The 12685-nt window shown below is 28.9% G+C and carries 10 protein-coding genes; 4 read left to right on the plus strand and 6 right to left on the minus strand.

The window, feature by feature from the left end:
• Positions 1–30: 30 nt before the first annotated feature.
• On the minus strand, positions 31–1632 hold the full coding sequence (locus HMPREF2561_RS02035; RefSeq protein WP_048762132.1) for an L-lactate permease: 1602 nt from the start codon (positions 1630–1632) through the stop codon (positions 31–33).
• A gap of 355 nt (positions 1633–1987) precedes the next feature.
• Between HMPREF2561_RS02035 and HMPREF2561_RS02040 the strand changes: the two genes are divergently transcribed.
• A complete protein-coding gene (locus HMPREF2561_RS02040; RefSeq protein ID WP_048762134.1) occupies positions 1988–3673 on the plus strand; it encodes a CDP-glycerol glycerophosphotransferase family protein in 1686 nt (561 codons plus the stop codon).
• A 74-nt stretch (positions 3674–3747) separates the two neighbouring features.
• Here HMPREF2561_RS02040 and HMPREF2561_RS02045 read toward each other — a convergent pair whose 3' ends face one another.
• Positions 3748–4263, minus strand: coding sequence for a GNAT family N-acetyltransferase (locus HMPREF2561_RS02045; RefSeq protein WP_070468277.1), 516 nt, complete (start codon positions 4261–4263; stop codon positions 3748–3750).
• 176 nt (positions 4264–4439) lie between these two features.
• On the opposite strand from HMPREF2561_RS02045, the gene HMPREF2561_RS02050 reads away from it, so the two are divergent.
• Positions 4440–4664 (plus strand): twin-arginine translocase TatA/TatE family subunit, encoded by a 225-nt coding sequence (locus HMPREF2561_RS02050; protein ID WP_070468278.1) that lies wholly within the window; start codon positions 4440–4442, stop codon positions 4662–4664.
• Positions 4606–5361, plus strand: coding sequence for a twin-arginine translocase subunit TatC (tatC, locus tag HMPREF2561_RS02055; RefSeq protein WP_071859962.1), 756 nt, complete (start codon positions 4606–4608; stop codon positions 5359–5361). The genes HMPREF2561_RS02050 and tatC overlap by 59 nt, the downstream gene beginning before the upstream one ends.
• Before the next feature lie 70 nt (positions 5362–5431).
• On the opposite strand, the gene HMPREF2561_RS02060 is transcribed toward tatC, so the two are convergent.
• From HMPREF2561_RS02060 to efeO, 3 genes are read right to left on the minus strand one after another with little or no spacing between them, the layout of a single operon-like run.
• The gene (locus HMPREF2561_RS02060; protein ID WP_070468279.1) at positions 5432–7162 is read right to left on the minus strand and encodes an FTR1 family protein; all 1731 of its coding nucleotides are present in this window, start codon (positions 7160–7162) and stop codon (positions 5432–5434) included.
• The gene (gene efeB, locus HMPREF2561_RS02065; RefSeq protein WP_070468280.1) at positions 7143–8369 is read right to left on the minus strand and encodes an iron uptake transporter deferrochelatase/peroxidase subunit; all 1227 of its coding nucleotides are present in this window, start codon (positions 8367–8369) and stop codon (positions 7143–7145) included. Before efeB ends, HMPREF2561_RS02060 begins: the two co-directional genes overlap by 20 nt.
• On the minus strand, positions 8366–9220 hold the full coding sequence (efeO, locus tag HMPREF2561_RS02070; protein ID WP_017174939.1) for an iron uptake system protein EfeO: 855 nt from the start codon (positions 9218–9220) through the stop codon (positions 8366–8368). Before efeO ends, efeB begins: the two co-directional genes overlap by 4 nt.
• 318 nt (positions 9221–9538) lie before the next feature.
• Between efeO and HMPREF2561_RS02075 the strand changes: the two genes are divergently transcribed.
• Positions 9539–10534 (plus strand): acrylyl-CoA reductase family protein, encoded by a 996-nt coding sequence (locus tag HMPREF2561_RS02075; RefSeq protein WP_048680383.1) that lies wholly within the window; start codon positions 9539–9541, stop codon positions 10532–10534.
• 89 nt (positions 10535–10623) lie between these two features.
• On the opposite strand, the gene HMPREF2561_RS02080 is transcribed toward HMPREF2561_RS02075, so the two are convergent.
• Positions 10624–12685: DUF1542 domain-containing protein (locus tag HMPREF2561_RS02080; RefSeq protein ID WP_070468282.1), on the minus strand; the 2062-nt coding region annotated here is incomplete at its 5' end.

A 12685-nucleotide genomic window follows, 5' to 3' on the forward strand; every position in this document is an offset into this window, starting at 1 on the left:
TTCTCCGAATTGCAATCCTTTTAATGATATCTACATAAATATAGATAAGATAAATGTCCAAATACAGATAAAGATAAGTAATCCTATACTGTATTTCAGAGTCATTTTAAGTAATTCTGATTCTTTACCCACTTGTTTTACAGCTGCTGTTGCAATCGCAATAGATTGTGGTGAAATCAATTTAGCTGCAACCCCACCAACAGTATTAGCTGCAACAAGTAATGGTGCACTTGTACCAATTTGTTGTGCTACAGAAGCTTGGATTGGTGCAAATAATGAGTTGTTGTTTACAACTGATCCTGTCATAAACACACCGATCCAACCTAATACTGGAGATAAGATTGGGAAGACGCCACCTGCTTTTGCAATACCTTGACCCATAGCTGCACTTAAACCACCATAAGTTGTGATTTTAGAAATTGCTAAGATGAAGCAAATTGTTACAATTGGTAACCATAATTCTTTAAATGCTTCGACAAATAAACGACCTGCATCACCAAAGCTAACTTTTTTAGACATTAATACTGTAATAATAATTGTTAATAAAATGGCAGTACCAGTTTGACCAATAAAATTAAAAGTTAACATAATTGGTTTGTGTGTAACATCACTGTATGTTCCTGGTAAATTGAAATTAAATACTAATGCTGATAAAGGACCATTTGGTGCAAATAAGTTTTTGAAGAATGTTGCACTCCAAATCATAACAATAACAGTTAAGATAATGAATGGACTCCATGCGTATAGAATTTCTTTACCACTATGCGGTTTAACCGCTTCTGGTTTAACATCTTTTTGAATTCTAAAGATATTTTTCGGTTGAACTTTTTTAGAAAATACTGCTAAAACTCCCATTGTTACTAATGGTGGAATAATATCAGCTAATTCTGGTCCAACAAATACTGTAATTAAACCTTGTAATACAGTATACGTAATTGATGCTACCAAAATTTGAGGTAATGTTTCTTTAATACCTTTAAATCCATCGATAATAAAGATTAATAAGAATGGAATAATAAAGTTAATAATTGCCAAAGTTAAAGTAGCTGTTTGAGAAACAGCCATAGCTTGTACGTGACCTGGTAAATGAAGTGTATTCACAATACCTACTGGAATACCAATTGCACCAAATGCACCTGAAGCCGCATTAGCAATTAAACATAACATTGCTGCTTGTAAAGGTTTGAAACCTAATTGAGCAAGTAATAATGCACAGATTGCAATTGGCACACCAAAACCTGCAGCACCTTCTAAGAAACCATTAAACGCAAAACCAATTAATAGTAATTGAATACGTTGGTCTTGAGAGATACTCATGATACTATCTTGAATTGTACTAAATTGACCTGATTCTTGAGTCGTTTTATATAATAAAACGGCCATAATAACAATATAACCAATGGGAATAATACCTTGATAGAATCCCTCGATTACACCGCCTGTCGCAATACCACCTGGTAATTTAAAGAATGGGATAGCGATAAGTAAAGTCACTACTAAAGTAGTAATTGCTGCATAAATACCTTTCATTTTAAACACTGTTAAACATAACAAGAATAAAATGATTGGAATCGCTGCAATTAAACTAGATAACGCTAAGTTACCAAAAGGGTTAAAAGAATGTACTAACATAGTTTAAACGCTTCTTTCCTTAATATTTTATTATATTGATGAATTATCTAGCTAAACAACTAAAAATTCACTTTTATAATTTTAACAGGTATTCACAAAAATTAACATATTGTATTCAAGTTAAAATTAGAATATTACACTTTTTATTTTTGTGAATATTTTCACAAAAATAATATAACATTTCTTATCACAATTGACAATACTGTAAAAATAATTTATGTCAACAATAGTAGTAAAATCTATTTAAATTTTCATTAATATATGATTTTATATGATCATTCATGTAAATATGAATTTTTTAAAAGTGCATGGTAAAATAAAAATATGAAATTTAGGAGTTAAAGGATAATGCATAATGATTAAACAAATAAATATATCTAATATGGCACATCTAGATATACAACTTAATAAAGCTAAATCTGCAGGGTATTCACATTTTATCCCCTATTCTAACGAAATAAAAATTAATCAAGACATGCTTAATGCTGTCCCATTAGGTGAACATTCTATTGCGGTTGATTACACAATCCATGGTGTTTACCTTAATGATTGTCGTTATTTTGGGAATGATAAATTAAGTTTTCTCGCTTGGATGAATAATATTAATCATTATCCAAATATCATTTATAATATTGATACTGCGCTGATTTACCTTTCAAAATATCAAATTCAATCTATTATGGATTTAGCAGTCATCACTATTTTAAAAAATGAGATCGATATAGATGGACATGTTGTTTTTGATTTTATTGAAGAATTACAGACATCTAGTTCATTTTGGAATTCATTAGATACACGAGAAATTAAAATTGCCAATCACTTTGATTTAAATAAATTAGCTTATATCCACGGCCATTCGATTCCATTTCCTAAATATAAGCATCCATTAGCTGACGAAACTCTTCGTTTTGCTGATAGCTGGCTTGTAACAACAAAATTTAAATTACCTAAATGGATGTACAATAAAATTCATCAACGTGCTATTCAAAATCATAAAAAACTAAGTTATGTCTATACTAAAGATACATCCAAATTGAAAAATCATGTCGTATTTTTAGGGTTCGATTATGGCTATAGGGGTAACTCTAAATACCTTTTTAATTATTTTGTAAAACGAAATCCAACAACAGAAGCTTATTACATTACTGACGATAGACGTGGACCGTATTTCCTTCCCATTGATGCAGAACATAATAAAGAACTTATTGAAACTGCAAAAATTGTAGTCATTGAAAGTTATATGCCTGAAGCATACCAACCTAATGGTACAGTCATTCAATTATGGCATGGTACACCTATTAAAGAATTATTTTTAGATAGTAAAGAACCTTATCAAAATCAAACTATTTATAATTACAGAGCAAGAAAATATAATAAATGGAAACACCAATCATATGTCTTATTAGATTCAAAAGCTTCAGAAGGTTTATTTGAGACTGCTTTTCCTAATGAAACGGTTCAATTTCTTCCTTTTGGTTATCCAAGAGTACGTTATTTACTAAACTATAAAGATAATCAAAATCAGCAAAGAAAAATACGTGAAAAATTAAAACTCAATCATACAAAACCTGTTTTATTATATGCGCCAACATGGCATAAAAATACAGAATCATTTACGCCTTTAACGATGACACCAGAGTTACTAGAAAAATACTATGTGATATATAAGGGGCATATTGAAGGTGATGATGCTATTCCAGAAGGTGTCATTGAGGCTCCTATGGATATCGAAACACAAGACTTAATCTTAGTATCAGACATTGTACTTACTGATTATTCTTCTATCATTTTTGATGCCCTAACTATTGATAAAAAAGTTTGTTTATATACTCCTAACCACGAAGAATATAAAGAAGAACGTGGCGTCTATATTGATGTGCTGAATAGTCTAGCAAAAGTTTGGTACACAGACGAAGAAGTGTTACTAAATCATTTAATTCATGATAGGATTCCTACCATTCATCAACATGCACTTATAAATCGTAATAATCAATCTCTAAAAAAATTAACTCAACTTATGAGAGATATTTTAGATAAATAATAAAGCACTAAGCGTACAGAACTTTTCTGTACGCTTAGTGCTTTATTGTACGCTTAGTGCTTTATTGTGTTATTTTAAATTTCTTTTTCCATAATTAAATCCGTGTCTATTACATTACCATTAATAAAATCATGTTGTCCTGTAATTTCAAAGCCTTGCTTTTTATAAAAGCTAATGGCAGAAGGATTATTTTCCCAAACACCTAACCATATTTTTGATTTATTATACTCCCTTGCTTTATCAATAGCTAATTGAATAAATTGACTTCCTCTTCCTCCACCTTGGTAATCCTTATCAAAATAAATGCGTTGAATTTCTAAATATTGATCACCTTTTGGTTCAGTTTGTGTTTCATTAATATTTAATTTTAAATAACCAGCAATCTCATCATCTACCTTATAGAAATAGTGAAATGATTGGTGATGTTCGATTTCTGATAATAACTTCGTTTCATTATAGTTTTCTTTAAAAAATTTTTTAAAGTTTTCATCAGTATAACTACCTTTAAAAGTATCATAAAACGTTTTTTCTGCAATTTTTCTTAACTCACTTACATTATCTTGTTTAATTTCTTCAATTTCTTCTTTCATATTTCCCCTCTTTTTATTGTACTTATTTTTCTCAAAACCAGATAATATCTTATTCCTTATCAAACACATTTCAAACACTATATTAAATTATTTTTTTATAAATTAAAATATGTATTGATAATAATTATCAATAAGTATAAAGTAAAGATAGACTATATTAAAGTGAGGTGTTTAAGATGTTTCATGAGTTATTTATATTAGGCATGTCTGGACCTACCAGTTTAGTCATTATTAGTATTGTTGCATTAATTATTTTTGGTCCTAAAAAATTACCACAATTTGGTAAAGCGATTGGCAGTACTTTAAGAGAATTTAAGTCTGCAGCTGAACACATTGATTCAGATGAGGTGGAGGAAACACCCAGTAAACATTCTAAACAACAGCGAGACAAATCAAACTAGTTCGACCTTACTCGAACACTTTGAAGAATTAAGGCGACGTTTAATTAATATACTTATTTCATTTTTAATTACTTTGCCGTTAGTATACATATCATCTAAATGGTGGATCACAACTTTTGTTTACCATATTAAACGCACTCAAGTTGTTTTACATACTTTTTCATTCACTGAAATGATTCAAATCTATATACTAATCATTAGTTTTGTAACTTTGTGCTTAGTTCTTCCTATTATTTTCTATCAATTATGGGCATTTATATCACCAGGGCTTCATCAACGTGAACGTTTTTTTATTTATAAATATAGTTTATTATGTACTGCGTTATTTATCATTGGTGTCGGTTTCGCCTATACTATCGGATTTCCATTAATTATAAAATTTTCATTAACATTATCGAAAACAATGTATATTCAACCAGTGATTGGTTTTAATGCTTATTTACATGAATTAATAAGGTGGTTATTTATATTTGGTGTCGTCTTTCAATTACCTATGTTTTGTATGGGACTAGTTAAAATGGATGTAATAGATATTAAACAATTACACCAATATCGCAAATATATTTATTTTACTTGTTTCATTATTGCTAGTATTCTTGCACCACCAGATATCACTTTGAATCTATTTTTGACTTTACCACTCATTATTTTATTTGAAATAAGCATTCTTTTAACTAAAATAACTACTCGACATTAATGAATTCGAATCAAATGCAAAAGTCTCAAACGAGTAAATTAATCTACTCGTTTGAGACTTTATTTTCAATTTAGATATGATGCTTTGTTTTAGTATGTTTTAAAGTGAAATAAGCAATTAATAGTATATAAATTAATTGTGCACTCATCGTTTCAATACTTGGATAAAAACCAATGATATTAAGTGTTGGAATATGCTCAATACTATGTTGTGTTATCACTCCAAGTAATTGTAATTTTTGAATACTAATTCCTAACATTTTAAATGCCATAATAAATATTAAAATAGAAAGTACTCTAAAAATAAAATATATAGGTATCAATCGTATAACTGTTTTGAATAACAATGTAAATATGATTAATATAACAATGGCTAGTATAATTCCTATAACAAAATCTAAAGTTTTTATACTTCCCATCATTCCCATATAAAAGATAATGACTTCAACGCCTTCTCTCAAAACGGATATTAATCCAATTGTACCTAATAATGCTAAGTTTCGATTACTTATTGCATGGTGATACATTTGTTGAATCATATCATTCCATCGCTTAGCACTTGAACGTCTATGCATCCATATACCCACAATATACATTAAAACAACTGCTATTATTCCTAGCGCTGCTTCCATACCTTCACGTAATAATCCATTATTTCCTAGTACTTGAATAAAGATAAATGCTAATGCGAGACTTAAAATCAAACCTAATATAGCGCCACCAATGACACTTGTTGTCCCTTTAGTGTCTCTAACCTTTCTGGTCATAGTTGTTAATGTCAATATGATTAATAATACTTCTAATCCTTCACGTAAAAATATAATCATTACATCTATGGATGAATATGCGTCTTCACTTACAGTATCTTTAATTTCAGAATTTATTTTTATTAAACTTTCTTTAATACGATCTTTATTACTACTATCTAAAATACTTTGATAATATGGAATTTTATCTTCAATTTTTGTATATAAACTACTGTTTTTAGTTTGAATTTTGCCTTCAACATAAGGCCATATTTGTATAAATTTAGTCAGTGCCTCATCTGATTGTTTTAACTGATGACTCTCGATACCTTTGATTGCTTTCTCTAATTCAATATTAAGTTGGGTAACTTTATATTGATTTTTTTCAGTATTTGATTGCTTTTTATCAACAGTATCAATACTTGTTTTAAATGTCTTCCAAGCATTATCTACTTTTTTTATGTCTAATGGTTCTTTTTGAATAGCTACACGCAACTGCATCAAGTACACTTCTATTTGTCCATATTTATTTTCATCATAATTTCTGATGGCCGTTTCATGTTTTTTCCAAATTTGATTTAACATATTATTAATAGACTGTAATTTTGATCTATCTTTATTTTTTACAGCTTCTTGAATGATATTATCTTTTGCGTTAATTTGTTTTTTTAAATTTCTAATATCTTTATCAATATCATCAGTCGATACAGAACTTTCGTAAACGATGAGAGATTTTGTTAATTCTGATAACGAGTCGATTTGTTTATTTGTAGTCGTTGCTTGATCAATCATATGAAGTTTCGATTTAACATCTTTTCCTTTTTTATTTCCTTTAATATTTAAAGACATTATTTTATGTTTTACTTCATTCAACACGTTTTGTTTTTCGTTATAATTTAATTGTTTGTGCTCTAATGTCGATTTCGCATCAGAGATAGCTACATACGCATCATTTAATTGACTATCATTTGCAACACTAACTGAAGTCAATGAAAACAAACGTGTAATAATGATTAAGAGAGTAACTATCGATATCTTAACTAAATAGTGTTTCACCGATATAGCCTCCCTTTTGTATCCCTGGTAATACAAGAAATGATGCAGAACCTCGATGTGTGATATATTCGTTTAATTTATCATTGTGTCCTAAATTATTTTGAATATCGATAAACTGTTGAATAGATTTTTGGAAACAAATAAACATGAGTCCAGTATCTAAGTCACCTGTTTTAGCATTTGTACCATCATTATAATTATATGCTCTACGTTTAATAGAAGTTTTTACTTCACGAGCTAAACGCGTATGCGCATTCTCATCGATAACATACTTACCCTTATTATTTTTTGCCTTTAAATCAATATTATCGAATTCTTTCTTACCTGTTAGAGGGGCACCTGTAGAACGTTTACGACCAAATGTTGCTTCTTGCTCTTCTAATGCAGTACGATCCCATGTCTCAATATGAATTTGGATTCGTCTTATAACGCAATACGTCCCATTTTCTGCCCATCCATTATCAATGAATACATATTTTTTCAAGTCGTTATTGTTTCGTGGATTAACTGTACCATCTTTAAATGCCATTAAATTTCTCGGTGTTTCATTTTTTTTAGCAGAAATAAAACCATGTTGTGACCAACGAATTTTAATGATGTCTCTAAAAGGTCGTATTAAGTTATGTATAGCATGAAAAGTAACTTGAGGATCATTTGAACATGCTTGAATCATAATATCTCCATCACTATACTCTTCATCTAATTGATCATTAGGAAAATGAGGTATATCTCTAAAATCAAATGGAATTTTAGATGATAATCCTATTTTTTTCAAAAAAGACTTACTCACGCCATATGTTAAAGTGAGTTTACTAGCATCTAATCCTATTGATTCACCTGTGTCTACAGGTGGCAATAGTGTATTGTTACTATTTTTTCCAATAATAGCACCGTCAGTCATACTAACAGACATTTGAGTCCATTTTTTAAACATATCTTTAATTAATGTTTGATCTTTGGACTTTAAGTCTAATGCAATGAAATTACAATTTTTTTGAGTTGGTGTAGTAATACCCGCTTGAATATGGCCATAAAATTCATATGAATCGTTTTCTTCACTTTCAGGAGTATCAAACATCGATTTAAACGAAAAGATACTACCTACACTACTTGCTCCGATAACAGCCCCAGCGCTTCCTATCCCCAGTAACTTTAAAAATGAACGTCTAGTCATTTGAGGAGGATTTTTATGATTTATTTTACTCATTCTGTAACCACAGCCATTTTACTTAATGGTTCTCCTAATGAGTTAACTGCATCTGATAAAGCTTTTCTATCTTCTTTAGTTACTGCACTATAATCTTTATAACCATCATTGTTTTTATATTTATCAAGTAATTGATTCACTTTATTAAAATTATCCCTAATTGTAGAACTCAATTTTTTGTCTTTCTTTTCTAATTCAGGTTTAAATAACTCATAAATTTTTTGAGCACCTTCGATATTTGCTTTAAAATCATATAAATCGGTGTGAGAGTATATCTCTTCTTCTCCAGTAATTTTTGATGTAGATACTTCATTTAATAAATCCACTGATCCTTGTAGCATTAACTTAGGCGTAATATCTAATGTATCTACTTTAGCATCTAATTCTTTAGCATCTTTTAGTAATTGATCAGCATCCTTCTTAGTCATTTCATCTATTTTATTTTCTTGATAAAGAGATTTTTCAATTTTATGATACCCTGTCCATTTATCTTCTTTTTTCTCTTCTTTCATATCAGCTAGGCGAGCATCGATTTTAGGATCTAAATCGCCAAATGCTTCAGCTACGGGTTCAGAACGTTCATAATACATACGTACTTTAGGATACAAAGTTTTTGCTTTTTCAATATCATTTGCTTTTATTGCAGATACAAATTCTTCAGTTCCTTTTAAAAACTGATCTAACTGTTTATTTGTATATTTTCTATATTCTTTAGCTGCTTTCTGTAATGCTACTTTATTATCGTTTGTCGATTCTTTTGAAGTTTTTTCATTGGCATTATCGTGATTATTATGACCACAAGCTGTTAATAGTAGTGATGATGTTAGTAAAATAGTTGGTAATTTCTTCATAATAAATTCACCTCATTAAAATTTAGTGATTATCTTTTGATGTTAAATATTTTAAAATGTATATTCTCTACATCTAAATTTTAAAATTGCAGTTTTATATCTCTATCAACATGATTATTATCAAGTGATAATCATTATCAATAAAATTATATATTTATGCTATTTTACTGTCAATATAATTATTTTTTATCAAAATACAGACTATTTTATATTTAATTTATATAAACTTTTTAACTTAATGACTCATTTAAAATGTGGTATGGTTATTTAGGATATGCAATTAACATCTAATTTTTTATTTTTAAGGAGTACGATTTTATGAGTGTAAATTTCAAAGCGTTTATGGTTGAAAAAGATAATGATGGCACTGTCACAAGTGATTTCAAAGATTTATCAATCAATGATTTACCTGAAGGTGAAGTTTTAATAAAAGTTCAATATTCTGGTATTAATTATAAAGATGCCTTAGCCACTGTTAAAGATAGCGGTGTACTTAAATCATATCCAATGGTTCCTGGAATTGATTTGGCAGGTACAGTCGTAGAATCTGATGACCCTACAATCGAAAAAGGTGAAGAAGTTATTATTACTGGCTATGATTTAGGCGTCAATCATTACGGTGGATTTAGTGAGTATGCCCGTGTTAAATCAGATTGGATTGTTAAATGTCCTGAAAATCTAACACTTGAAGAAGCGATGATTTATGGGACTGCTGGTTACACAGCTGGTTTAGCAATAGAAAAATTAGAAAAAGCAAACTTTATGACACTTGAAGGCGATAAAGTACTTGTACGTGGCGCTTCTGGTGGTGTTGGGTCTTTAGCTGTAATGATGTTAAATGAACTTGGTTATAAAGTTGTAGCAAGTACTGGAAATAAAAAAGCTACAAATAAATTAAAAGAATTAGGAGCAAGAGAAGTTATCGATCGTATTTCTGAAGATAGTAATGAAATATTAGGAAAAAGAACTTGGCAAGCTGCTATTGATCCTTGCGGTGGTCCTGGAACACCTTATATAGCAAAGCATCTAACAAATGGTGGTGGTGTTGCATTAATTGGTATGACTGGAGGTAACCACTTTGAAACTTCAGTATTTCCATTTATTCTTCGCGGTGTAAGCGTCGTTGGACTTGATTCAGTTATGACACCAATGAAATTACGTCAACGTGTATGGAGAAGATTAGCAACTGATTTAAAATCTGATAAATTACATGAAATTAAAAATACAATTGCTTTTAAAGATTTAAAACATTCTATTGAGACAGTACTTAATCATGAGAACGCTGGAAGGATTATTATAGATTTTGAAGCATAGTTAATATTTATTTAATAAAAAAGAGCAAGAAACCCAGTTTATATCGGTTTCCTGCTCTTTATTTTTAAAGATAATAAGTTATATCTTTTTTATCTTTTATTCTTGTTATTTTTTTGTTTTTTTCTACGATTCTTTAATACTAATCCTAGACCAACTAATAGTGTCATTAATTCAATTTCTAATTGAATAGATGTACTTTCTGAACCAGTATCAGGTAATCTATGTGATTTAGATAAATGACTGTTATTAGATTGAATACCGTCAATATTTGATTGATTTTGATTATTGTCTTTATTGTTATGACTTAAGATGTTTTCAATTTTATCAATATCAAGCATATTCAATTTGTCCATTAATTGTTGGATAATTGAACCGATATCATCAATATGTGATTTATCAATTTCTTTTAACGTATCACGTCTAAGTTTTTCAAGATAATCAATTAATTTAGCTTTTTGTTCATCTGTTAAATCTTTGCGTGCGTTAATTTCTTTAATTTTATTATCTATTAACGCATTAGTAATTTCTTTTGCAACAATTTTCGCTATATTATCTTTGCCCTCTTTAAGTTTATGGTTAATTTCATTGATATCATTTGCGTTATCAATGTTTTCAAGCGCTTTTTGTAAAGCTTTGTTTATTTCAGCTATCGCTTTTTGTTTCTGAGCATTAGTTAAGTTAGAATTATTTAGAATTTCTTGGCGTTTTTTATTAGCAAAATCAATAATTTCTTGTTTAGCCAAAATTTTAGCATCAATTAATGCTTTTAAATTATCGATTTCTTTTTGAGTATTATCTTTAATCTTATTAATGTCCGTTAATGTAGTTGCATTATTAATCTGACTCTTTGCATTTTCAAGAAGACGCTCTAATTTAGATTTAAGTTTTTCTTTATCTTCTTTAGAAAGGTTAGGATTGCTGTCAATTTCATCTTTCAATCGGTTAACTTCATTTTCTAACTCTACTAAAGCTTTTTGTTTAGCTAATTCAACTTGATGTTTTCCATCTAAATCATATTTTGCTTTTTTAATATCTTGAATTAATTTATTAATTTCTTCAAGTGATGCATTTGTACCAATACCTTTATTTATTAAGTCTTCAGCTTTTTTAATAAGTTCATCGTAAGCGGATTTTTTATCTGGTGAAGCTTCTGAATAATTAACAGAATGCTTGATATCTAAATTATCAGCTATTTCATCAATTAAATGTTTCATAGCTTTATCCACTTCTTTAGCTTTATTAATAATTATATCTAAATTATCACGTGAATTTTCATTATCTATCATATTGTTAAACGCATCTTTTTGTGCATTGTTCAAATGTTCTAAGTTTTCCAATATGTGTTTAACATTATTTCTAGCATTTTGTAATTTTTCTGCACCATTTAAATTATTTTTAGCATCAATTATCTTATCTTTAAGTTGATTTATCACGCTAGGATCAATAATAGGATTTTTTGCATCATTAATTAGTTTTTCAGCTTCTTTTAAAGCATCATCATAGGTATCTTTTTTATCTTTATCTCCATCAGTATAATTAATACTTGCTTTGATTTTATCTTTTTCAGCGATGTTTTCTTTTAATTGTTTCATCGCATCATTTAATAAATTAGTATTATGTTTAATATTTTCTAATTCATCAGAAGTTGTAGAAGCTTTTGTCTTTTCTATTAATTTATCCTTCTGTGATTCTGTTAAATCAGTTTGTTGTTTAATTTTTTTAATGACAGCATCATAATCTAATATTAAGTCATGTTTAGCTTGTTCAAGTTCATCTTTAGCACGTTTCACATTTTCGATAGTTTTATGAATTTCATCAACTGTTGAAGTTGGGTTATCAATAACTTTTTGTGCATTAGCTAATGTATCTTTTGCTTGACTTAATTTATTTCTATAATTTTCAACAGAATCACTAGTCATATTTTTAGTTTCAGGCACCTGATTAATGCTTGTTTCTAAATTGTTTTTAGCATTATTCAATAAAGTTTTGTCTGGAATTAAATCATGTTTAGCTTGTTTTAATGCAACTGTAGCTTCATTTACTTTAGCTATTGCTTGCGCAATTTCCCCAGATGTTGCATCGTCATTTTCAATCACTTTTTGTGCGTCTCTGCTGACTTGTTCTGCTTCTGCTTTTTTCGCTCTATAATTA

The sequence above is a fragment of the Staphylococcus sp. HMSC069E10 genome, assembly GCF_001809205.1.
Classification (GTDB): Bacteria; Bacillota; Bacilli; order Staphylococcales; family Staphylococcaceae; genus Staphylococcus; species Staphylococcus hominis.

What these genes read in the sequence shown, in the direction of transcription:
- HMPREF2561_RS02035 (WP_048762132.1), bottom strand. Translation starts at nt 1,632, where the DNA reads ATGTTAGTACATTCTTTTAACCCTTTTGGTAACTTAGCGTTATCTAGT.
- efeB (WP_070468280.1), bottom strand. Translation starts at nt 8,369, where the DNA reads ATGAGTAAAATAAATCATAAAAATCCTCCTCAAATGACTAGACGTTCA.
- HMPREF2561_RS02045 (WP_070468277.1), bottom strand. Translation starts at nt 4,263, where the DNA reads ATGAAAGAAGAAATTGAAGAAATTAAACAAGATAATGTAAGTGAGTTA.
- efeO (WP_017174939.1), bottom strand. Translation starts at nt 9,220, where the DNA reads ATGAAGAAATTACCAACTATTTTACTAACATCATCACTACTATTAACA.
- HMPREF2561_RS02050 (WP_070468278.1), top strand. Translation starts at nt 4,440, where the DNA reads ATGTTTCATGAGTTATTTATATTAGGCATGTCTGGACCTACCAGTTTA.
- HMPREF2561_RS02040 (WP_048762134.1), top strand. Translation starts at nt 1,988, where the DNA reads ATGATTAAACAAATAAATATATCTAATATGGCACATCTAGATATACAA.
- tatC (WP_071859962.1), top strand. Translation starts at nt 4,606, where the DNA reads ATGAGGTGGAGGAAACACCCAGTAAACATTCTAAACAACAGCGAGACA.
- HMPREF2561_RS02075 (WP_048680383.1), top strand. Translation starts at nt 9,539, where the DNA reads ATGAGTGTAAATTTCAAAGCGTTTATGGTTGAAAAAGATAATGATGGC.